Annotated in this window: 18 protein-coding genes; 8 read left to right on the plus strand and 10 right to left on the minus strand. The window is 59.0% G+C overall.

What is annotated here, in order from left to right; translation table 11 throughout:
- Nucleotides 1-259: 259 nt before the first annotated feature.
- Genes ACYU7Z_RS07855 through ACYU7Z_RS07865 form a run of 3 tightly spaced genes read left to right on the plus strand, consistent with a single transcriptional unit; the run spans nt 260 to nt 2,963 of the window.
- A complete protein-coding gene (locus ACYU7Z_RS07855) occupies nt 260-937 on the plus strand; it encodes a hemerythrin domain-containing protein (RefSeq protein ID WP_460569100.1) in 678 nt (225 codons plus the stop codon).
- A 32-nt stretch (nt 938-969) separates the two neighbouring features.
- A complete protein-coding gene (locus ACYU7Z_RS07860) occupies nt 970-1,584 on the plus strand; it encodes a diheme cytochrome c-553 (RefSeq protein ID WP_460569102.1) in 615 nt (204 codons plus the stop codon).
- Nucleotides 1,585-1,604: 20 nt separating this feature from the next.
- Nucleotides 1,605-2,963 carry a glycosyltransferase gene (locus tag ACYU7Z_RS07865; RefSeq protein WP_460569104.1) on the plus strand — a complete coding sequence of 453 codons (1,359 nt, stop codon included), beginning with the start codon at nt 1,605-1,607 and terminating at the stop codon, nt 2,961-2,963.
- 136 nt (nt 2,964-3,099) lie between these two features.
- Here ACYU7Z_RS07865 and ACYU7Z_RS07870 read toward each other — a convergent pair whose 3' ends face one another.
- A complete protein-coding gene (locus tag ACYU7Z_RS07870) occupies nt 3,100-3,444 on the minus strand; it encodes an RNA recognition motif domain-containing protein (protein WP_460569106.1) in 345 nt (114 codons plus the stop codon).
- Nucleotides 3,445-3,740: 296 nt separating this feature from the next.
- Between ACYU7Z_RS07870 and ACYU7Z_RS07875 the strand changes: the two genes are divergently transcribed.
- The 3 genes from ACYU7Z_RS07875 to ACYU7Z_RS07885 all read left to right on the plus strand — a co-directional run bounded on the left by ACYU7Z_RS07875 (nt 3,741) and on the right by ACYU7Z_RS07885 (nt 11,527).
- Complete coding sequence (locus ACYU7Z_RS07875; RefSeq protein WP_460569108.1) at nt 3,741-8,879, plus strand: translocation/assembly module TamB domain-containing protein; 5,139 nt, start codon at nt 3,741-3,743, stop codon at nt 8,877-8,879.
- On the plus strand, nt 8,876-11,158 hold the full coding sequence (gene tamL / locus ACYU7Z_RS07880) for a BamA/TamA family outer membrane protein (protein ID WP_460569110.1): 2,283 nt from the start codon (nt 8,876-8,878) through the stop codon (nt 11,156-11,158). The genes ACYU7Z_RS07875 and tamL overlap by 4 nt, the downstream gene beginning before the upstream one ends.
- A 117-nt stretch (nt 11,159-11,275) precedes the next feature.
- Nucleotides 11,276-11,527, plus strand: a complete 252-nt coding sequence (locus ACYU7Z_RS07885; protein ID WP_460569112.1) for a hypothetical protein — start codon at nt 11,276-11,278, stop codon at nt 11,525-11,527.
- Between the two features lie 2 nt (nt 11,528-11,529).
- Here the strand turns inward: ACYU7Z_RS07885 and ACYU7Z_RS07890 are convergent, their stop codons facing one another.
- The 8 genes from ACYU7Z_RS07890 to ACYU7Z_RS07925 form a co-directional block, all read right to left on the minus strand.
- Nucleotides 11,530-12,186 carry a sugar phosphate isomerase family gene (locus ACYU7Z_RS07890; RefSeq protein WP_460569114.1) on the minus strand — a complete coding sequence of 219 codons (657 nt, stop codon included), beginning with the start codon at nt 12,184-12,186 and terminating at the stop codon, nt 11,530-11,532.
- Nucleotides 12,187-12,263: 77 nt separating this feature from the next.
- Nucleotides 12,264-12,962, minus strand: a complete 699-nt coding sequence (locus ACYU7Z_RS07895) for a CoA transferase subunit A (protein ID WP_460569116.1) — start codon at nt 12,960-12,962, stop codon at nt 12,264-12,266.
- Nucleotides 12,963-13,026: 64 nt separating this feature from the next.
- Nucleotides 13,027-13,422: a DUF4296 domain-containing protein gene (locus tag ACYU7Z_RS07900; protein WP_460569118.1), complete on the minus strand. Its 396-nt coding sequence runs from the start codon at nt 13,420-13,422 to the stop codon at nt 13,027-13,029.
- The gene (porD, locus tag ACYU7Z_RS07905) at nt 13,419-14,330 is read right to left on the minus strand and encodes a DUF4835 family protein (RefSeq protein WP_460569120.1); all 912 of its coding nucleotides are present in this window, start codon (nt 14,328-14,330) and stop codon (nt 13,419-13,421) included. Before porD ends, ACYU7Z_RS07900 begins: the two co-directional genes overlap by 4 nt.
- Nucleotides 14,331-15,518 carry a bifunctional phosphopantothenoylcysteine decarboxylase/phosphopantothenate synthase gene (gene coaBC / locus ACYU7Z_RS07910; RefSeq protein ID WP_460569122.1) on the minus strand — a complete coding sequence of 396 codons (1,188 nt, stop codon included), beginning with the start codon at nt 15,516-15,518 and terminating at the stop codon, nt 14,331-14,333.
- A gap of 178 nt (nt 15,519-15,696) precedes the next feature.
- The gene (locus ACYU7Z_RS07915; protein WP_460569124.1) at nt 15,697-16,038 is read right to left on the minus strand and encodes a DNA-directed RNA polymerase subunit omega; all 342 of its coding nucleotides are present in this window, start codon (nt 16,036-16,038) and stop codon (nt 15,697-15,699) included.
- Nucleotides 16,013-16,825, minus strand: coding sequence for an outer membrane protein assembly factor BamD (locus tag ACYU7Z_RS07920; RefSeq protein WP_460569126.1), 813 nt, complete (start codon nt 16,823-16,825; stop codon nt 16,013-16,015). The genes ACYU7Z_RS07915 and ACYU7Z_RS07920 overlap by 26 nt, the downstream gene beginning before the upstream one ends.
- A 205-nt stretch (nt 16,826-17,030) precedes the next feature.
- On the minus strand, nt 17,031-18,584 hold the full coding sequence (locus ACYU7Z_RS07925) for an OmpA family protein (RefSeq protein ID WP_460569128.1): 1,554 nt from the start codon (nt 18,582-18,584) through the stop codon (nt 17,031-17,033).
- Between the two features lie 319 nt (nt 18,585-18,903).
- On the opposite strand from ACYU7Z_RS07925, the gene ACYU7Z_RS07930 reads away from it, so the two are divergent.
- The gene (locus ACYU7Z_RS07930) at nt 18,904-19,848 is read left to right on the plus strand and encodes a polyprenyl synthetase family protein (protein WP_460569130.1); all 945 of its coding nucleotides are present in this window, start codon (nt 18,904-18,906) and stop codon (nt 19,846-19,848) included.
- A 1-nt stretch (nt 19,849) separates the two neighbouring features.
- Entirely contained in the window at nt 19,850-21,604 is a 1,755-nt protein-coding gene (gene recJ / locus ACYU7Z_RS07935; RefSeq protein WP_460569132.1) for a single-stranded-DNA-specific exonuclease RecJ, read from the plus strand.
- Between the two features lie 181 nt (nt 21,605-21,785).
- Here recJ and ACYU7Z_RS07940 read toward each other — a convergent pair.
- The coding region (locus ACYU7Z_RS07940) for a T9SS type A sorting domain-containing protein (RefSeq protein WP_460569134.1) at nt 21,786-23,233 on the minus strand (1,448 nt) is incomplete at its 5' end.

A 23,233-nucleotide genomic window follows, 5' to 3' on the forward strand; every position in this document is an offset into this window, starting at 1 on the left:
AGAAAACGAACGCAAATCATCGGCGGCAAAAGCAGTTCATCACAGGCCTGTTGCAGTTCGCCCGGAGCACGGGGTAGAAATACGGCAAACCCGCTCCGGAAGAGGCCTACAGCCCATACGACGATCGAAGCAATTCATGCGGGCGACCCTTGACCGCGCGCTTCGCCGCGACCATTTTTGCAGCACGAAACCAAGCCAATATCCTGTGAGATGCCGCCCGGATCCAATATCCTGATCAACCAGTAAACCACGAAACCAAATGAAACGCACCAATTTTTTCCAGCTCATTCACCAGGCGCTTCGCCGCCTGCTCTTTGATACGGCCACGCTGCTGCAGCACTGCGATTTTACCGATGAGGAAGCCGCGGGCCGCGCGCTCGATGCCATCCGCGAAACGATCCTGCTTTTCGAAACGCACGCCGCCCACGAAGACGCGCACTTCCTTCCCGCCGTTGCCACCTATGAACCTTCGGTTGCCGACTGCTTTGCCAAGGAGCATGTCGAAGACCTCCGCATCGGGCAGGAGCTTGTTGCCGCGGCAGAAACATTTTTCCTGGCAGCAGATGCCGAAAGCCGCCAGCAGAAGGGCTGTGAGCTACAGGTGGCCTACAACGCGTTCATTGCCTTCAACCTCCAGCACATGGCAAAGGAAGAGCGGCTGCTCAATGAATTGCTGCTCCGCTACTACACGGTGGCCGAGGTGCAGGCTCTCCAGCAGCGTGTCGTGCAGAGCACGCCCCCGTGGATCTACGACCGCGTGGCGCATTGGATGCTGCTCGGCAACAACGAAACCGACACGGCTCAGTGGCTTCGCGCTATGGCCTCTACGGCACCGGAGATCGTGTACGCCACGCTCCTGCAAAAAGCGGCGACGATTCTTCCAAACAGCCGCTGGGCTTCGCTCAGAGAGAAGCTCGACGTTCCTATGCTGGCCTGATATTTTTCGATTTCTAACAAACTTTAATACGTATGAAACAGACTGCTTTCGTGATCGGCACGTTCGTGCTCATCACCGCCTCAGCGCTACTCGCCTGCAACAACTCCAGCGAACCCTCCGCCAGCAAAGAAGGGATGACCAACAGCTCATCGACCACGACGACGGAGCAGCCTTCCGACGCGGAGCTCGTGGCCCGCGGACACTACCTCGTTTCGATCATGGGCTGCAACGACTGCCACTCGCCCAAGACGATGACGCCGCAGGGCCCGGTACCCGACACGGCCACCCTCCTCTCCGGCCATCCGTCGAAGCTCCCGCTGCCGGCCATTGATCCGAAGGTGACCAAAGACTGGATGCTGTTCCATCCCAACCTCACTGCATTCGTAGGTCCCTGGGGCGTTTCCTTCGCCGCCAACCTTACGTCCGACGAAAGCGGCATCGGCAACTGGACCGAGGAGCAATTCTTCCGCGCAATCCGTGAAGGCAAATCGAAAGGACTTGAAGGGGGACGCACCCTGCTCCCGCCGATGCCCTGGCAGGAGATCCGCAACGCGAAAGATGAAGACCTGCATGCCATCTTCCGCTACCTCAAATCGACGAAGCCGGTATACAACGTGGTGCCCGCGCCGATACCGCCAAAATCATAAACACCTGTAAGCAGTTAACCATGACAGCAAATGCATTGCTTTCCCTGAAACCAGGGACGAGGATCCTTTTTGCCTCCGTGCCCGCCGATGGCCACTTCAACCCGCTCACCGGCCTTGCCCGCTACCTGGCCGATGCCGGCTGCGATGTGCGCTGGTATACGTCGCCTGTATACGCCCGCAAGCTGCAGGCACTCGATATTCCCTTCTACCCTTTTCAGAAGGCGCGCGACATCAACATGCTCAACCTCGACGAGCAGCTCCCGGAGCGTGCGCAGATCGGGTCGCAGGTGAAGAAGCTCGTATTCGACATGATCCACGTATTCATCGAGCGCGCTCCCGAATACTACGAAGACATCCGTGCGATTCACACCGATTTTCCCTTTGAGGCAATGGTCTGCGACGTGGCCTTCGGCGGCATCTCCTTCGTGGCAGACCTGATGAGGATTCCCGTGTTTGCCATGGGTGTGTTTCCGCTCACCGAAACCTCCCGCGACCTGCCGCCCGCTGGTCTTGGCATGACGCCTTCCGCGAGCTTCCTGGGCCGGCGCCGGCAGGACCTGCTCCGCTTCGTGGCCGACCGATTGCTGTTTGCAAAACCCGATAAGGTGATGCGCGCCCTGCTGAAGAAATACGGGATACGCCCCGCAGGAAGCAATGTATTCGACCTCAACACACGGAAAGCTACACGCCTGTTCCAGAGCGGCACGCCGGGCTTCGAGTATTACCGCAGCGACCTCGGGCGCAATGTCCGCTTCGTGGGCGCCCTGCTGCCCTGGCGCAAGCCCGCGCTCAATCACAGCTGGTTCGATGAGCGTCTCAACCAGTACAACAAGGTGCTGCTGGTAACACAGGGCACCGTGGAGAAAGACTGCGCGAAGCTTCTTGTACCGGTGCTCGAAGCCTTCCAGGACAGCGACGCACTCGTGGTCTGCACAACCGGCGGCAGCGGAACCCGGGAGCTGCGTGAGCGCTTTCCCGCGAAGAACCTGATCATCGAGGACTTTATTCCTTTTGGCGATGTATTGCCGTACGCCGACGTCTATATCACCAACGGCGGTTATGGCGGCGTGCTGCTGGCCCTGGAGCACGGGGTGCCGCTGGTAGCAGCAGGTGTGCACGAAGGCAAGAACGAGATCTGTGCCCGCATCGGCTACTTCGGGCTCGGCGTGAACCTGCGCACGGAGACACCCGGTCCCGTACAAATACGGGAGGCTGCCAACCGCGTGCTCAACAGCCCGCTCTTCGCAGGCAATGCGCGGAAGATGGCGGACGAGATCGCGCAATTCCCGACCAACGAATTATGCGCCCACTATATGGCCGAATTACTCGGCGCAGCGCCACACGTGCAGGCGGCGGCGCTGGCGGAAGAATCTTTCTAGCAGTTTTTTGTTCGTAAACAAGCAAGGCGACAAGGCTACCTTTCCAGGTGGCCTTTCTCTTTTGCCGGGCAGTTGGCCCAATAAAAATGCCCTCCACGAGGGAGGGCACTTTTCAAGAGGCTATCTATCGATTCGATTAATAACGGTTCTTGTTGTAGCCGCCGGAGTTGCCGCCGCCGAAGCCACCGCCACCGCGGTTGCCGCCACCGAAACCACCACCGGGACGCTCGGGACGAGCTTCTTTCGGGCGGGCTTCCATTACGCGGATCGTGCGACCTTCAACGATACCGTTGTCCAGTTCGGCGATCGCCTTCTGGGCAGCCTCGTTGTCGGGCATTTCTACGAAACCGAAACCACGGCTCTTACCGGTGAATTTGTCGGTGATAACTTTGGCAGACGATACGTCGCCGTACTCGGTGAAGAAGGCGCGGAGGTCTTCGTCCTGAACGTTGAAGCTCAGGTTAGAAACATAAATGTTCATGCTTTACTTTTTAAAAAAAAGAACGATTAAAAATTTTGAGTAGTCGAGGCAAAAAAGTAAAGGACCGAATAACTGAGCAGCAGATGGAAAAACTGACTTAGATGAAATCACTGTACTTAACGCGAGGCACTCAAATAACGCTGCAAAGATAGGAGATTCCGCCGGCCGGTTTCCACTTTTCCATTAATCTTTCGTTAAGCAGCGGGCCCATTTCCTTGTAGAAAAGCCTCCCCAGCAGCCCGTCCATAGGCAGGGTCTGCTATTTGCCTTTCTGTAGTGGCCAACAGCCCGTTCCGATGTCTACAGAAAAAAATACTCCGCCCCCCATTCACCGCACTCCCCTGCAGCGCATCGCCCGCATTCTCCTCAAAACTGTGCTGGGACTGCTCCTGCTGGTGGTCGTGCTGGCGCTGCTTCTCCTGACGCCTCCCGTGCAGCGCTGGGCCAGCCATAAAACGGCCAGCTACCTGTCCAACAAGCTGCACACCCGGGTTGAGATCGGCTCCATCCGTATCGGGCTTCCGCGCCTCGTTACGATCGAGAACCTGTACATGGAAGACCGCACCCACGATACCCTCATCGCCGGGGGCCGCGTGCATGCCAACATCGACCTCTTCCGCATCTTCTCCAACGAGATCGCCATCAAGGACCTGCAGTTCGAGAACATCACCGCCAAGATCAAACGGGTGCTCCCCGACACCGTCTATAACTTCCAGTTCGTGGTGGATGCCTTTATGGGTGAGCAAAGCAAGAACCCCGATACCGCCGCTGCACCGGTGATGAAGTTCGAGGTGCGCAACCTGTCGCTGAAGAATTCGCATATCGTGTATAAGGACGTCCTTACCGGCAACGATATGGACGCCAGCATCGCCTCCATGTCGGCGAAGATCGATACCCTCGATCCTTACGGCTACCACTTCGCGATACCGCAGGTAGAAGCAAGCGGGGTGCGGGTGCGCTATTACCAGACGCGGCCCCTGACGGCGCCGCCCATCAACGCCGATGGCAAAGTGGCCAAAGTCCTGGTGCCCAGGATCAGGCTCGGGCAGGTGCGGCTCCGCGATTCGTGGATCGACTACGGCAACGAAACCTCGGCCTTTTATACCCAGCTGAAGATCGGCGACATCCTGCTGCAGGGCAAGGACATCGACCTCGAAAAACAGGTGCTCCACCTGGCTTCCCTCCGCCTCGACCGCAACGATTTCGTGATGCGGCTGGGCCGCAAGCCCGAGGCCCGCGAACTGGCAAAGGCCGTGGCGCACAAGGCCGACTCGGTGACCTCGGAGCCCTGGTCAGTCCGCATCGACGCCCTCGAGGTCAACGGCAACCATATCCGGTTCGACAACGACAATTCGCCGCGGCAGCTTCACGGCATCGACTATGCCCACTTCGACGGCAGCGACCTCACCCTGGGCATCCGCAATTTCGTGCTGACAAAAGACTCCATCGCCGCGGCCGTTACAAAAGGATCCTTCCGCGAGAAGAGCGGCTTCCAGCTCGACGAGCTCAGCGGCGACCTCCTGTATGCCAACCAGGTGGCCTATCTCCGCAAACTGTCGCTCCGCACCCCGGGAACGCGCCTGCAACGCTCCGCCGAACTGCGCTACGCCTCGCAGGACGCCCTCGTCAAAGACTTTGCCCATACGGTATTCGACATCGACATCCGCGACAGCCGCATCCAGGTGAAAGATATACTCGCCTTTGCCCCACAGCTGCGCAGCAATCCCGCTTTTCGAAACCCCGCCGCCGTGTGGTCGCTCAACTTCCAGGGCTCCGGCACCATGGACCGCCTCCAGATCGGGTCGCTGCAATTCAGCGGGCTCGGCAGCACGCGCATCGATGCATCGGGAACCCTTGCCGGGCTCAACAACCCGAAAGCGGCCGGCGGCACCTTTACCATTCGGCGCTTCCATACTACGCAAAACGACCTCGCCGTGTTTATGGGCAAGCGGCTCGACAACGCACAGATGGACCTCCCGGAGAACTACGACATGAGCGGCACGCTCTCGGGCAATATGCAGAACATGAGTGCGCATCTTGCGATGGCAACTGAATATGGCAACGCAGCCGTCAACGGAACCTTCAGCAACCTGACAGTCCCCGAAAAAGCGCGCTACAACACAACCGTCAGCACCCGCAGCCTCCGGCTCGACAAGATCATGCGCGGGAAGGCGCCCATCGGCTCGCTCACGGCGAACTTCCGCCTCAACGGCAGCGGCCTTACACCGGCTACGATCAACAGCAGCTTCAACGGCACGATACCCGCCGTTACCTACAATAAGTATAACTACAAGAACCTCCGCCTCGACGGACGACTGACGCCATCGACCTTCACGGCGAAAGTCGACGTGCACGATCCCAATATCGACCTCACGCTCAACACCTCCGGCACCTACGGCAAGGCCCTTCGCTTCAAGGTCAACGGGTTTATCGACAGCATCAAGACGAAGCCGCTCGGCTTTACTACGACGCCGCTCAGCTTCCGCGGCCGCATCAACGGAGAAGTGACCGAGCTGAGCACCGACCACCTCGACGGACGCCTCCTGATCACCGACGCGCTCTTTGTTTCCGGAAAGGAACGCGCGCCGGTTGACAGCATGAGCCTTGTGTCGTTTCACAACGGCGCCAACAACATAATGGAAGTACGCAGTCCGTTCCTCAATGCCGACCTCAATGGGCGCTACCGCTTTGCCGACCTGGGCTATATCATTCAGAACAACATCCAGCCCTACTTCGGTGTGGGCAGCAGCTACAAGGCCCAGGCGGTGCAACCTTACGATATCAACTTCCGCCTCGACGCAACGAACTCGCCGGTATTCAAGGCGCTGGTGCCGGGACTGACCTTCAACCAGTCGCTCCATGCCGAGGGCAGCCTCGCCAGCGGCCGTGGCATCAATGCAAAAGTCAATGCGCCTGACCTGGCCTTCAGCGGCAATACGCTCAGCGGCCTCAACCTCACGGTTACGAGCACGCCCAACGGCCTGCAACTGACAGGGGATCTCTCGCACTTTGTGAGTGGCAACACCTTCAACATCTACAACACGCGCCTTACTGCCACGGTGCAGAACAACGTGATCGATTTCAACCTCGGGGTGAACGATAAGGCCGACAATCCGAAATACCATCTCAGCGGGATCCTGCGCCAGCCTTCCAGCGGCACCTATGTATTGTCGCTGCGCCCCGACAGCCTGCTGCTGAACTACCAGGCCTGGAGCATCGGCGCCGGCAATACGCTCACGATAACACCCACATCGATCGGCGCGAATAACTTCGTGTTGAGCCGCGAAGGACAGTCGCTCGCCCTCAACAGCATCGGCGGCACCGGTGGCCCGCTCGACGTGCGCTTCAGCAACTTCCGTCTTGGCACCATCACCGGATTCCTGCGCGCCGACACGCTGCTGGCCGATGGCACGCTCAACGGGGGCGCTACGTTCCGCAACCTGCCGAAGAACCCGCTCTTCAGCAGCGACCTTACCATCTCGAACCTGAGCTTCCGCAAAGACACCATCGGCGATGTGGCGCTCAAGGTCAACAACGCATCCGGCGATCGCTATGTGGCCGACATTACCGTAACGGGGCATGGCAACGACCTGGGCATCACCGGTACGCTGACGCCGCAGGGCAGCGACATCGGTCTCAACCTCGATCTCGCCATCCGTGCGCTGCAACTGCAATCGCTGCGCGGCGCGCTCGCCTCGTTCATTACCGATGCATCGGGCACCATCACCGGCGGCGCCACGATCCGCGGCAGCACCGCCGCCCCGAAGGTCGATGGCAGTCTGCGCTTCAACAAAGCGTCGCTTACAACGGTGGCCCTCGGCGGTCCGCTCACGATCGACAACGAGGAGCTGAAGGTGAGCGAGCAGGGCTTCCGCTTCGACAACTTCTCGATCCTCGACTCCGCGCGCAACGCCCTTACGCTCGACGGCAACGTGCGTACGACCAATTTTATCAACTACAACTTCGACCTCAACGTCAAGGCCAACAACTTCCGCGCGCTGAATACGACGAAGCGCCAGAACAGCCTTTATTATGGCAAGCTGTATATGGACAGCCGTCTCCACATCGGCGGCACCGAGGCGGCACCCGTAGTCGATGGAAGCATCGGCGTGAAGGACGGGACAGCTCTCTCCATCGTCATCCCGCAGCGTGAGCCGGGTATCGTGGACCGCGACGGCGTGGTGGAGTTTGTCGACTTCAGCAACCCGGCCTCGGATACGCTTTTCAAAAATTACGATTCACTCAACCACACCCAGGTGCTCGGTTTCGATGTGTCGGTCAATATCGACATCGCGAAGGAGGCTGCCTTCAACGTGATCGTCGACGTGGCGCAGGGCGACTTCCTCAACCTGAAAGGCACGGGCAACCTCAACGCGGGTGTGGACCCAAGCGGCAAGATCACGCTTACCGGCACCTACGTCATCAACGAGGGCGCGTACCAGTTTGCGATGAACTTCCTTCGCCGCCGCTTCACCGTCGACCCCGGCAGCCGCATTACCTGGCTTGGCGAGCCGACGGCCGCGCAGCTCGATGTAACGGGCCGATACGAAGCCAACACGGCTCCGCTCGATCTCGTGGACCAGCAGATCGCTGAAACATCGCAACGCAACTATTACCTGCAGAAGCTGCCCTTCCAGATACTGCTTTACCTGAAGGGCGACCTGATGAAGCCCGATCTGTCGTTCGACATTCAGCTTCCTGCCGGCCGCAGCTTCAATGTGGCGGGCGACGTCGTGAGCACGGTCAACGTGCGCCTCGCGCAGCTGCGGCAGGAGCCCTCGGAACTGAATAAGCAGGTGTTTGCCGTACTGCTGCTCAACCGCTTCGTGGGTGAAAACCCGTTCTCGTCGAGTGCCGGCGGCTTCAACGCGGGCACCTTTGCACGAACGAGCGTTAGCAAGCTGCTTACCGAGCAGCTCAACAGCCTTGCTTCAGGGCTGATCAGCGGTGTGGACCTGAACTTCGACGTGGCCTCGAGCGACGACTATACCACCGGTGAGCGCCGCAGCCGCACCGACCTCAACGTGGGTCTCAGCAAGCGCCTTCTCAACGATCGCCTGCAGGTGACGGTGGGCAGCAACTTCCAGCTCGAAGGCCCGCAGCAAAGCAACCAGGCTTCGAACAACGTTGCCGGCAATATCCAGGTCAATTACCAGTTGAGCCGCGATGGCCGCTATATGCTGCGCTTTTACCGGCGCAACGACTACGAAGGCACTGTGGACGGATACGTGATCGAAACCGGCCTCGCCTTCCAGATATCGGTCGACTACAACCGCTTCCGCGAAGTGCTGCAGGGACGCCGCGTTCGTCGCGAAGTCAAAAAACTGGAAAAGGAAAAAGGGGAGCAACAGCCCCCGCAGAAGCAGGAAGGAACACCGGCAACGGCACCCGCCGCCACCACCGAACAAGGATCTAAAGAAACGGAACAAGAATGAGCAAGGCATTACTCGTATCGGCCCTCACGGGCTGCCTGTTGCTGGCTGCCTGCAGCGGCACCAGGCACCTGCCTCCCGGTGAGCACCTTTATACCGGGGCGCGGATTACCATCGTCAATACCTCCGACCTGACGGCACGCCAGAAGAAGGTGCTCGACGAAGACCTCGAGAACCTCGTACGCCCGCGCCCCAACTCGCGGTTCCTCGGCATTCCCTTCAAGCTCGGGATCTACAACCTGCTGCGCAACAAAAAGCCGAACTCATTTCTCGGGCGCCTTCGCAACCAGCTGGGCGAGCCGCCCGTGCTGCTGAGCAGCGTTGATCTCAACAACAATGTAAAGCTGCTCGACAACCACGCGCAGAACAAGGGATTTTTCCAAGTGCACAGCAGCGGCGATACCGTCGTTCATGGACGCAAGGGACATGCAAACTTCCGTGTCGAGGCCAACGCGCAATACACGATCAACTCGGTGCGCTTCCCGACAGACAGCATCGAGCTCACGCGCGACATCCTCGTGGACGCCGACAAAAGCCTCCTGAAGCCAAAGGAACCCTACGACCTTGACCTGGTGAAGGGCGAGCGCACCCGCATCGATGCGCGGCTCAAGGAGAAAGGCTACTTCTACTTCAGCCCCGATTACCTGCTGCTGCAGGTCGACAGCACGATCGGCAATCACAAAGTGGACCTGGTAATGGTGGTGAAAAACGACGCGCCGCAGGATGCGCTTGTGCCCTACCGCATCAACAACACCTACATCTACGCCAATTACCGCATCAACGGCAACAAGCCGGATACCATCGCATCCACAGCTGTATCGTATGAAGGCTTCCAGATCATCGACCGCCAGAAGCGCTTCAAGAACTGGTTCTGGCCGCGGATCATGGTGTTCCGCACGGGCGATCTCTACAACCGCGCGGATCACAACACGACGCTGGCGCGCCTCATCAACCTCAACGAATTCCGGTATGTGAAAAACCGCTTCGAGCCGGTGGGCGACAGTGCCAAGCTGGATGCATACTACTACCTCACGCCGCAGCAGAAGAAAAACCTGCGCGCGGAGGTCGGCGTTACTACGAAGTCGAACAACCTGAACGGGTCGCAGATCAACTTTACCTGGCGCAACCGCAATACGTTCCGGCAGGCCGAGCAACTCGTTATCTCCGGCTATATCGGCACCGAAACGCAGTTCGGCGGCACCTTCCAGGGCTACAACACCTACCGCGCCGGCGCCGAGGCAACCTTCTCCATCCCGCGCTTCGTAGTACCCTTCTTCAAGGTAAATACGACCAGCGCCTTTGTGCCGCGCAGCAACATCCAGATCGGCTACGACCTGCTGCAACGCAACAAGCTCTATACGGTCAACTCCTTCCGTGGCCAGCTCGGATACTCCTGGAAGCCCGATGCGCAGCACACGTTCGAGGTCAACCCCGTCGCCATCAACTACGTGCAGCCGATCAACGTAACGGCCGAATACCGCGACAGCCTGCTGCACCACCCCTATCTCCGCCACGTTGTCGACTCGCAGTTCGTGATTGGCTCCAACTTCCAGTTCAATTACAACGAAGTGGCCAACGGGCTGCTCAAGCTGAACTCGTTTTACTTCAACGGGCTGTTCGACATGTCGGGCAACATCGCCGGCCTCGTCACCGGCGCGACCAAAAAAACGCGCCCGCAGCGAATTGCCGGCGCCATCTTCGATCAGTACCTCAAGTTCGAAGTGGACGGCCGCTGGTACCGCCGTCTCTCCACCAAATCGGCCTGGGTCAACCGCCTCAACCTGGGCTACGGAATTCCCTACGGCAACTCCAACCAGATGCCCTACATCAAGCAATTTTTCGTCGGTGGCAACAACAGCCTTCGTGGTTTCCGCAGCCGCTCGGTGGGCCCCGGCACCTTCCGCGACACATCCGCCACCACGTTCCTTGGCGACCAGACGGGTGATATCAAATTTGAATTCAACAGCGAATACCGGCCCCATATCTCGGGACCACTGTACGGCGCCGTGTTTGTCGACGCCGGCAATATCTGGCTGGCGCACGAAGACCCGGAGCGTCCCGGCTCGGGCTTCAACGGCAACTTCTTCAGCCAGCTTGCCGTCGACGTCGGTATCGGTGCGCGCCTCGACCTGTACCTGTTCGTGATCCGTCTTGACGCGGGCTTCCCGATACGCAAACCCTGGGAACAGAACCCCTGGGTGATCAACGCGATCAAGTTTCAGGAAAGGGATTGGCGCAGGTCGAATATCGTCTACAACCTTGCCATCGGATATCCGTTCTGATAAGACTAATTCTGTAGAGAGGTTAGAGCGAAACTGATAGCGTTCAGAAATAGCTGAAACAAGATTGGGATTGCTGCGCGGCGTATTGTAGATTTACGGTTCGTCATCGTATTCAACATGATCGCCCAAACCAATACTACCACCCTGCTCAGCACCGTACTTTTCGTTGACGGCAACCCTGTCCGTTACCAGATTTCCCGCAACGGCGATACAGTACACCTGCGGCCCGATGCCCTGATGAACCTGCAAGCCGATCTGCCCGATATCGTGGCGCGGCGCAGCGGCTCCACATGGAAGCTGCAGCCGGCGATCGACCGCGACCTCGCCGCGCAGGTGCTCGAAGACCTCGGGCGTCTTTTTGAAGAGTAAGCTCAGAGTTTCATTTCGGGAATGTCGCCTTCGATAAGCAGCTTCCCGGCCGTCTTCGAACGGATCTCCTCGACAGAGACGCCGGGTGCGCGCTCCAGCAGGCGGAAACCGTCGGGCGTCACATCAAGCACCGCCAGCTCCGTCACCACTTTCTTTACACAGCCAACACCGGTGAGCGGCAGGCTGCACTGCGGCAGCAGCTTCGACTCCCCTTTCGGGTTAGTATGCATCATTGCTACGATGATGTTGCGGGCGGAAGCCACGAGGTCCATCGCGCCGCCCATACCCTTTACCATCTTGCCAGGTATCTTCCAGTTGGCGATGTCGCCCCGCTCGCTGACCTCCATGGCGCCGAGCACCGTGAGGTCGACCTTGCCGGCACGGATCATCCCGAAGCTCTCGGCGCTGTCGAAGAAAACGCCACCGGGCACTACCGTTACCGTTTCCTTGCCCGCGTTGATCAGGTCAGCGTCGATGGCTTCATCGGTAGGGTAAGGGCCCATACCAAGCATGCCGTTTTCGCTTTGGAGCATGATGAACATTCCCTGCGGCACGTAGTTGGCCACCAGTGTTGGAATGCCGATACCGAGGTTTACATACATGCCGTCGCGCAGTTCCTGGGCGATGCGCCGGGCGATACCATATTTGTCTAGAGCCATAGGGAAGTTATCTGGTTATCTCGGATCTCATTATCCCGGATCTGATTTGAGAATGATCCGGGATCACGGAGTTGAGATTAATGACTTAATTGAACAGTGCGTCGCTCGATGCGCTTTTCGTAATTGGTTCCTTCGAAGATGCGGTGCACGTAGATGCCCGCCACATGGATATCGTCGGGATCGAGGTCACCGGGCTCCACGAGCTGCTCCACTTCGGCAATGGTCACGCGCCCGGCCTTGGCCATCGACGTCGAAAAGTTGCGGGTGGTTTTGCGGAATACGAGGTTGCCGTAGCGGTCTCCCTTCCAGGCCTTGACGATGGCAAAATCCGCGTGCAGGGCCTTTTCCATGAGGTACATCTTGCCGTCGAACTCGCGCACTTCTTTGCCTTCGGCGATCTCGGTGCCATAGCCGGCCGGCGTGAAGAAGGCGGGAATCCCCATGGCCGCCATCTGGATGCGGGTAGCAAGCGTTCCCTGCGGGATAAGATCCACTTCGAGCTCGCCGCTGAGCAGCTGCCGCTCGAACTCGCCGTTCTCACCCACGTACGAGGCCATCATCTTGCGGATCTGGCGGCTTTGCAGCAGCAGCCCGAGACCGAAGTCGTCGACACCCGCATTGTTGGAAATGCAGGTCAGGTCTTTCACGCCGCGCTCCTGCAGGGCGTTGATGCTGTTCTCGGGAATGCCGCACAGGCCAAAGCCTCCCAGCATGATGCTGGCGCCATCGGCAATGTCGAAGAGGGCGGCTGCCGCATGATCGTAAACCTTATTCATATAGCACGTATAGGCGTCAAAAATAAGGAAGGGCGGCCGTTGCGGGCAGATAGTTATACACCGCTTAGTTCACAGGGCCACTCGGTGCGGTCTTGCGGCGCGGCGCCTTCGCCGGCGCGGCTGCGGGAGCGGCTACTGTATCGATATTGGGTTGCCGCTGCAACGTGTCGAACACATTGCGGAGCAGCTCCGGGTGCGCCTCGTAGTAGGCAAAGGAGCTGCGGAACTGCGCCTCGCTGATGCCCGCTTCCCGGAAGGCGGCGCGGTAGCGGTGGATGCGCTCGGCATTGGCATCGAACAGGGTATCGCGCTCGCGGCGGTAGCCCACCCACTCGTCGGCGATGAGCAGCTGCTTGAGCACGAGCGCCATCCGCGCCGGCGGCAGCACGTCCTTCGGCAGGCGATCACCGCCGCAGGAGAACAGCAGCACCAGGACGGCTACACAGAGGAAGCGCATCATTTGAGGTCTTTATACAATTGAATGTTGGTGATGTCGAGGCGCGTGAGGAGCTCACGGGCCCGCTGCTTCTGCTCCGGCTTTGCCTTGCTGAATACCTTGAACAGCTCGTTGCTCTTTCCCTGGAAGAAGACGGCCATGAACATCGAGTTCGGGTTGTCGCGGTTGAGGCTTTCGAGGTTGTTGAGTGCCGAAATCAGCGCTCCGCGGGCGGCATCCTCGTTCTCGACAAGCTGGTCGAAGCCGCCCCGGTAGTACGCGTAAATGGCGTCGTGGAAAAGCGTGAAGCGGTTGTCGGTGAGATTCTCCACGAGGCGGAAGCGGTTGCGCACGCCATCAAAGGCTTTCCAGCCCGAGATGTCGCGGCCCTCGGGCGCCTGGTTGACGATGTTGAGGGCCTTCATGAAATACGGATCGCCGCCGCGGGGGCTGAACGAGTCGTAGTCGAGGCCAATGATGATGTTGGCGTAATAGGCCAGCATCGCCGTGATATTCGAGGCGAGCGGGTCGTTGCCCTGCACGCGGTTCTCGTTGAACTCGATGGCCTGGAACTCAATATACTTGAAGACAAAGTCGTTGTCCTGGAAGTTGATCAGCGCCGACTCATAGGCCGTGCCCCATACCGGGCGTGCGGCCTGCACGGTCAGCGTGGCGCGGAAGACGTTGTTGCCCAGGTCTTCGTTGATCGTGACCAGGAAGTTGCACTTGATGCGCTCCTGCGGCTGCCAGGTATCGGTGGTCCATTTGCGCGCATTGACGAAGTTGGTGAGCGCCGTCTGCAGGGTGTTGAAGATCTTCTTGTCTACCTGCGACGACACGCGCTGGGCCACCACCGACACGCGTGCCTGCAGCTCCTGCGCCCGGGTGGCGCTGCCCCACAGCAGCAGGGCGATAACGAGTAATTTTTTCATTCAGATGAGTTCAGTTATTGCATCCACGATCGACCGGGCCACGTCTTTTTTTCCCTGCAGCGGCAGCGGCTGCTCGCGCCCGTCTTTATAGAACAGAGTCACTTTATTCGTATCGGTGCCGAAGCCGGCGCCTGCGTCGTTGAGCGAGTTGAGCACCAGTAGGTCGGCGCCCTTGCGTTGCAGCTTCTGCCGCGCATTCTCGGCCTCGTTTTCCGTTTCCAGCGCAAAGCCAACGAGCAGCTGCCGGTCCGTTTTCCGGGCGCCCAGGGTGCCCAGGATGTCGGCGGTCTTTTTCAACGACAAGGTCAACGCGCCTTCAGTCTTTTTGATCTTCTGCTCGCTTACCGTTACCGGGGTATAGTCCGCTACGGCGGCAGCCATCACGGCGATATCGTAGCCATGTGCTTCAAGGCAGGCATCGTACATGGCCTGCGCCGATTCCGTCCGTACGAGCTCCACGCCCTGCGGCGCTGGCAGCGAAACAGGTCCGGACACGAGGCGTACCTCGGCGCCGCGGAATGCGAGCTCCTCTGCGAGGGCATAGCCCATCTTACCGGAGGAATGGTTGCCGATAAAACGCACGGGATCGATCGCTTCGTATGTGGGGCCGGCCGTTACCAGCACTTTCTTTCCCGCCAGCTGGCCCCGAACGGCGAAGAAGCGCGCCAGCCGGTCACGGATCGTTTCGGGCTCCGCCATCCGGCCTTCGCCGATAAGTCCCGAGGCCAGCTCGCCATGCTCGGCGGGGAGCACCTGGACGCCCCAGGAGCGGAGCTTTTCGAGGTTGGCGCGCGTGGATCCGTGCTGCCACATGTCTTCATCCATCGCCGGCGCCACCAGCACCGGGCAGGTGGCCGAGAGCCAGGTCGCCAGCAGCAGGTTGTCGCACTGGCCGGTAGCCATCTTGCCAAGCGTATTGCAGCTGAGGGGCGCGAGCACGAACACATCGGCCCAGCGCCCAAGCGCCACGTGGTTGGCCCAGGCGCCTTCGTCGAACAGCTTGCTCAGCACCGCGCTTTTCGAAAGCGTGGAGAGGGTCAGCTCCGACACAAAGTCTTTGGCCGCGTCCGTCATCAGCACGCGTACTTCGGCGCCTTCCTTTACGAGGAGACGTACCAGCATGGGTATCTTGTAAGCGGCGATGGAGCCGGTGATGCCAATGAGGATCTTTTTTCCGGTTAATGACATGCGGGTTGATGATAGTGCAGCCAGAAAAATATTCAATTTTCAACGATCAATGCTCAATATTCAAGTGGAGTTCTCCTTTGACCTTGAAAATTGAGCATTGAAAAATCGAGCGTTCGGAAAGGAAAAGCCATATCGGCACGATATGGCTTTGTATACGATCGGTGGAAGGCGCCGCTCCTTAACGGAACAGGTCGTCCTCGTTCTTGCGGTGGTATACCTTGTCTTCCAGGAATTCCTGGGTAGCAAGGAGGGCCGGGTTCGGCATCTTCTCGTAAGCGCGCGAGATCTCGATCTGCTCTTTGTTCTCGTGTACTTCCTCGAGGCTGTCGGTGTGGCTGGCAAACTCCTCGAGCTTGCTGTGCAGCTCCTCTTTCAGGGAGATGTTGATCTGGTTGGCGCGCTTGGCGATGATCGAGATGGACTCGTACACGTTGCCGGTACGCGACTTCAGATCGTTCAGGTCCTTGGCCTCTACGTTGTTGGAGAGGTTGGCGCTATGCTGGCGTCTTAGACGGCTCATGGGTTATTGCTTTAATCTGGGTTTGTGACAAAGATAAGTATTGTTGCACCTCCTTGGCGTAAGTGCTTTGGGGGAAACGGTCCATGAAATCGGTGCAGGCATCCACCACACGGCCATAGCGCTCCTCGCGCTTTTCCTCCACGCTCATCTGTGCGAACAGGTAGTGCGATTTGATGGCCATGAACAGGTACATATCGGATTCCTGCGAGTCGGGGTAGTTGTTCATCACGGCCTCGAAGGCGGTGGCCGCGGCGCGGTACTGCCCGAGGTCGAAATAAAGCTGGGCGGCCTTGCGGTCCTTCACCTCGAGCTTCGTGCGGCAGGCATCCACGATGGCGCCAGCTTCCTTGTTGCGGGCCGAGCCGGGGTGCGTGTTGATGAAGGTCTGCATCATCCCCATCGCCTTGATGGTATTGGTCTGGTCAAGCTCGGGCTTCGGCGACTGGCGGTAGAAGGTATAGGCCCGCATGTATTCCATTTCCTCGGCGCGGGCGCTGTGGGGGAATACCTCGGTGTAGGTCTTGAACAGGTTCTCCGCGTTCAGCCAGTCACGCTGGTAGTAGGCGGTGTAGGCGTACTTGTAGTAGATATCCTCGAACTTCTGGGTGCCTTTGAAATAAGGCATGATGTCTTCGTAGATCTCCTGGGCGAAATTGTACTTCTTGCGGGCGAAGTAATTTTCGGCCTTTCGCAGCTTGTATTCCGGGTCCTTGCTTTTCAGAACCTTGGAAACGCTGTCGCAGCTGGTAAGCAGGAGGCCAAGGAATAAAACGACTAGTAAACGCATAAGGAGGGGCAAAGGTAATTAGTTCCGGCAATATTACCGTTTAAAGCAGGGGCAAGCCCGGCTCAGCCGTTAAGATTTCACTAAAAGGAAAGAGTACCGGCCTTTCCAGGCGCTCCCTGCTCCCGGCCTGGCGGTGGGCAGCAGCAGGCAAAAAAAAGCCCCTCTTGCGAGGGGCTTGGAGTATCACGGACTTAAAAGACAAGCCTTATTTGTTGGAACGCAGGTTCGGGTGGGGAGCCGGTACGTTAGCCGGGCCTTCCTCGCCTTCAGTGGCTGCGCGGAGGTCAACAGTGTTGCAATCGGTTCCTTCCTGACCATACTGGAAGATAAAGCGGTCGGCGCTGAGGCCTTCTTTCTCTACCATGTAGTTGATCACGGCGTTCACACGCTCCCAGCTGCGCTGCTGCTCGGCTTTCGTGCTCTGGCAGTAGCCAATCACTACGATCTTGCAACCAGGGCTGTTGCGCAGGCGGCCGGCAACCGAAGCAAGCATGCTCTGGGCATCGCTGCTGAGGGTAGCGCTGTTACCTGTGAACTTGATGGGAGGCAGCGAACCGAGAGCAGTTGCGCAGGCACCGGGCTTGGGACCACCACCACCGCAGCTGTCGTTCGGGCAGGGGCACTTACCAACACCTTCCGCATCTACAGGCTGGCAGTACGTCGGGGTGATCAGCTCCTTATCGCGGCAATCAGGTACACCGTCACCGTCGGTATCGCGGCTTACGCCATGGGCGTCAACCGGGCAACCGGCAGGCGTCTGCTCGAGGTCGAACTGGTCGGTAACGCCGTCGCCGTCGGTATCAGGCAGTACGGGCTTCGGCAGCTTCATGAGGCGGGGGTTGCGGATCTCGCTGTAAGCGTAGTCCAGCGGGTTGAGCCACCACAGGGGTTCTGTCGACTTCGAGCCCAGGTTCATGTTGAGACCGAGGGACGCGAAGTTGTAGGTATCGAAGTTCTGCGTGAGCACGGGCGAACCGGGGGTTTGCTCGGCCCAGCGCTGACCGTCGTACAGGTCGTCGTTGGTGAAGGTAAAGCGGTCTTCCAGGGCAACGTTGAAGCGGTTGCTCAGTTTGAACGCGATACCGAGACCTACCGTACCAACGGTCTTGTAGCTCATACCGAAAAGTTTCGGACGGAGCTCACCGTGGTTCTCGGCAGCGGTTTCGTAGGTGTTGTCCATCAGGCTCTTCAGGGCCTTACGGGTGTCCTTGCGGGTCTTCCAGGTACCGGAAGCCACCGTGTTGAAATTGTAAGCGGCGCCGTTGGCGTCCAGGGCGTTCACCTTGGCGTCGTAGAGCGATCCGCCCACACCGGCGATGGCGTAGAGGGCGTAGCCCGTCTTGGCGCGGTGGAAGCGTACGTTGTTCAGGGTGATGATGCCTTCCAGCATCAGGTCCTGGATGTTTGTCTTGTAGTTGTAGTAAACGGGAATGTCGCCGCCCGGGTTAGCGGGAACTGCAGCGGCACGGTAGCCGGGAACGTTATTCCAGGCGGTATTGTAGCGGTAGTTCGTCGAGGATTTCCAGTTGAGACCCTTCGCGATACCGTACATGTATTCGAGACGGGCGGAGAACAGGTAACCGAAAGCCTTGCGGATGTGGATACCGGCACCCCAGCTGGGCAGGGAAGCCACGTCGCCGGAGATGCTGAGAAGACCTCCCTTGATACCTACTTCCCACTGGTTGCGGGGTTTCGCGGGGAAGTTGTAAGAGCCGTTCATGAATTCCGTATGCTGCGGCATCCGGCGGGAGGGGATCACGGAAGAGTCGCTTACCGAGCTACGCCCCACCGAGGTGGAGGTACCGGTCTGGGCGAACCCGGCCGATGCCAACAGACACAATGCGCCTGTCAATAGAGTAATTTTTTTGCTTGCCATACACTGGGTGTTAAGATTTGAAAAACTAAGTCCTTGGCGGCAAAAATAAAACTTGACGTACAAAAACCAAACTTTTGTATTTAATTCAGTTAATTTCTACCGCTTTTGGAAACCGGGAAACAGCAATTCTTGTACCATAGTGAATTATTAATCAAGCCCTTTGTACCTTGCCAGCAATTTACGAATGCGGCTACCTGTTAATTTGATCGAGGAGGAACTTCGGATCTTTGAGCACAAGTTCAAGGAGGCCGCGAGCAGCCAGGTATCGATGCTGGACCGCATCATGCGCTATATCGTGAAGCGCAAGGGGAAGCAGCTCCGTCCCATGTTCGTCTTTCTCTCGGCAAAACTCTGCGGTACTGTAAATGAGTCTACCTACCGAGCCGCCTCTCTTGTAGAATTACTCCACACCGCCACTCTTGTACACGACGATGTTGTCGACGATGCACCGGAACGTAGAGGTTTTTTCTCGGTTTATGCCCTCTGGAAAAATAAGATATCGGTACTCGTGGGCGACTACCTGCTTGCCAAGGGATTGCTGCTCTCGCTCGACAACAACGATTTCCGCATCCTCCAGCTGCTTTCGGAAGCCGTGCGCCGCATGAGCGAGGGTGAGCTCCTGCAGCTGGAGAAATCCCGCACGCTCAACCTCGACGAGTCGGTGTATTTCGAGATCATCACCGGCAAGACCGCCTCCCTCCTTTCCGCCGCCTGCGCCGCGGGTGCCTTCGCCGCTTCGGGCGACGAGGCGCTGACCGCCACCATGGGCCGCTTCGGGGAAAAAGTGGGCATCGCCTTTCAAATAAAAGACGACCTTTTTGACTATGCGTCGGAAGACGTTGGCAAGCCCACGGGCAATGATATCCAGGAAAAAACGCTTACCTTACCTCTGATCTATACGCTGAACAACGCCGACCGCGCCACGCGGCGGAAGCTGATCTACATCATCAAGAACGAAAACAGGGACAAACGAAAGGTGCAGTATGTGCTCGACGCCGTGCAACAGCATAACGGCATTACCTACGCACAGGGGGTGATGCAAGGCTACAAGCAAGAAGCGCTCGACCTGCTCGCTACTTTCCCCGAGTCGCCCATCCGGGCCGGCTTTGCCGATCTCGTGAACTATGTAACCGACAGGAGGTATTGAAATGGATGCAAAAACGACGATCCCTGTAACCGCCAAGCGCTGGCGGATGGCCTATGCCGAACGCGACAAGGCCAGCGAGCTCTTCCGCTCGCTTCGTATTCACCCGGCTCTTTGCCAGGTGCTCGTGCAACGCGGCATCGAAACCTACGAAGCCGCCAAATCCTTCTTCCGGCCCAGCCTGGAGCAGCTGCACAGTCCCTGGCTGCTGAAAGACATGGACAAAGCCACCGACCGCGTGCTTCATGCCTTCAACGAGGGCGAGAAGATCCTCGTGTTCGGCGACTACGACGTGGACGGCACCACCTCGGTGGCCTGCATGTACCACTTTCTCTCGCGGCACTACGACCGCCTCGACTTTTACATCCCGCACCGCTACCGCGAAGGCTATGGCGTGAGCAAGGCCGGCATCGAACATGCGCATGCCAACGGATTTACGCTCATCATTGCGCTCGACTGCGGCATCAAATCGGTGGAGCTTATTGCCTATGCGAAAACGCTGGGCATTGACTTCATCGTGTGCGATCACCACCTCCCCGACGAACAGCTTCCGGAGGCCGTGGCCATCCTCAACCCCAAGCAACCCGGCTGCTCCTACCCGTTCAAGGAGCTGTGCGGTTGTGGCGTCGGCTTCAAGCTTATCTGCGCGCTCTGCGAGCGGATGCAGCTGCCCCTCGAGGAAGCCTACTGGTACCTCGACCTCGTTGCTACGGCCATCGCGGCCGACATCGTCTCGATGAGCGGAGAGAACCGTGTGCTGGCCTACTGCGGCCTCGAGAAAGCCAACCGCGACGCCAACTTCGGCATACGCGCGCTCAGCGTGCTCAGCGCCCACCAGGGACCGCTGCAGATCAACAACCTTGTGTTCATGATTGCACCGCGGGTCAATGCCGCTGGTCGTATGGACGATGCCCGAAAGGCCGTTCAACTATTCCTTTCGACGACGCTTGAAGAAGCGATGCGCTGGGCCGAGCAGCTGCATACCGACAACAGCCAGCGTAAGGAAGCCGATACCAGCATCACCGAGGAGGCGCTTGCGCTTATCGGTGGCGACGAAACATTACTCAACCGGCTCAGCACCGTGCTCTACCAGCCGCACTGGCACAAGGGCGTCGTGGGTATCGTGGCCTCGCGGCTCATTGAGCATTACTACCGGCCGACCATCGTGCTCACGCAAAGCGGCGACGTCGTGGCAGGGTCTGCGCGCAGCGTTACGGGCTTCAACGTATACGAGGCGATCCACCAGTGCCGCGACCTCCTGCTCGGCTACGGCGGGCACTTCTACGCCGCCGGCATGACGCTCCACCCCGACAATGTCGAGGCCTTTATCGAGCGCTTCGAGGAAGTGGTGACTGAAACCATTCACCCCGACCTGCTCGTGCCCGAGATCCTCATCGACATCGAGCTGTCGTTCCGCGACATCACACAGTCCTTCTTCAATATACTGGCACAGATGGAGCCCTTCGGGCCCGACAACCTCCGGCCCACGTTCATCAGCCGCCGCGTTCAGAACACGGGCTACAGCCGCGTGGTGAAGGAAAAGCACCTGCGTTTCTCCCTGCGCCAGGATGGTGTCACGTTCACCGGTATCGGTTTCGGCATGGCCGATAAGATGCCGCTGCTCGAGCAGAACCAGCCCGTGGATGTTGTTTACAAGATTGACGTCAATGAATGGAACGGTGAAAAAAGCCTGCAGCTGCGCGTCGTCGACGTGAAGCTTAGCCCCCTGTCGCCCGAAGGGGCCACTTTGGGCGAGTAATCCTTGTCTTTTCAACCGTCCGCTGAAGTTGTTTCATACGAAAGCCCCGCCGATGGCGGGGCTTTCCATTTGCAGTTGTGCTGTAGAAATACGGGAATAAAAAAGCCCTGCTCTTTCGGGCAGGGCTTTTTTTGTTGTAACGAACATTCGGCCTGGTTCCGCCAGCTGGCGGAGACAAGGCTTAGTGATTGATCACGATCGTCTGGCTGGCAACCGTTCCATCATTGTTCACCACGCGGAGCAGGTAGGTTCCGGCGGCCAGGCTGGCCGGGAACGAGATGCGCTCGTTGATGTACGTAGCCTGGATGTACAGGTTGCGGCGGTAGACCTGGGCGCCGTTGCTGCTGTAGAGCACGATGCCATGGTAACCCGGGGTAAGGCCGCTCAGCGTGAGCTGGAACGACTGTCCTGCCATTACCGGCATCGGCCAAATGCGGAGGCCGGCGAGGAGACCCGGGAGGGTCACGCTCTTAACGGCACCGTAGCCGGTGGCGCCGGCGTTGCGGGCATAAGCGCGGTAGTAGTAGGTCATTCCCGGAACCAGGTTCGACACGTTGACGAGGTAGCTGGCGCCTGTCGGGATTCCCGTGGCGGCCACCTGCGTGCCGGTGCCGGCTGCGAAGTTGGGGATCACGCTCCACTCAACACCGGTCTCGGTAAGGGCCGAGCAACCGTTGGCGAGGACGGCACCGCGGAGCGATACCGAGCCGTAGCTGATGTTGGTCGAATCCAGGGTGACCACTGTGGGCCCCTGTACTTTGCCAACGCCGGTCGCGAGCACGTTGAGGATGGTCGACGCACCGCCGCCGCTGACGGCGATCGATCCGTTATAGGCCTGCACGGCCGTGGGCGCGAACTGTACAAATACGGTCTGGCTGTACGAGCCGCCGGTTTGTGCCAGCGCAAGGGCCGGGCTGTAGGGGCCAGCTGCAGTTGTGGCAAACTGGTACCCGTTGGCCGCTGCCACCGTGATATTGCCGGCCGTGAGGTTAGTGCCGGTAATGACGAAGGTATGCGGAGCCGACACCGTGCCCACACACACCGAATCAAACGTAGCCAGTGTGGAGGCCGTAAGGCTGATCACCGGGCCGGCGGCCGTGGTGAAGGTGCCCTGCGTGCTGTAAGCCGTGCCACCTGCATTGGTAGCGAAAGCATGGTAGTAGTAGGTCGTGCTGGCTGTCAGGCCGCTCAGTGCCGAGCTGAAGGAGCCGGCGGCGAGGTTGCTGGCAGGTGCCTGTGTGCCCGAGCCGTTGGCAAAGCCGCTGGTCGTGCTGTACTCGATGCCATAAGCCGTAACCGCGGTGCAACCGTTGTTGCCGATGGTGCCCGGAACCGTAGCCGTGGTGTTGGTCACAGACGTTGCCGCGCCGGCAGTAACAGTCGGTGCGTTGTTGGCGCCCGCACCCGAGGCAGCTACGTTGATGGCCGATGCACCGGCACCCGAAACAGGGATGTTGCCGTTGTACGACTGGACCGCCGTCGGGGTGAACTGTACAAATACGGCCTGGCTCAGTGCACCACCCGTTGTGGGAATCGTCAGCGTGGAGCTGTAGGTACCACCCGAGGTCGTGCTGAAGGAGTAGCCGGCCAGCGGGCCTACCGTTACGTTGCCGGCCTGGAGGGCCGAGC

It is taken from the genome of Flaviaestuariibacter terrae (genome assembly GCF_054777635.1).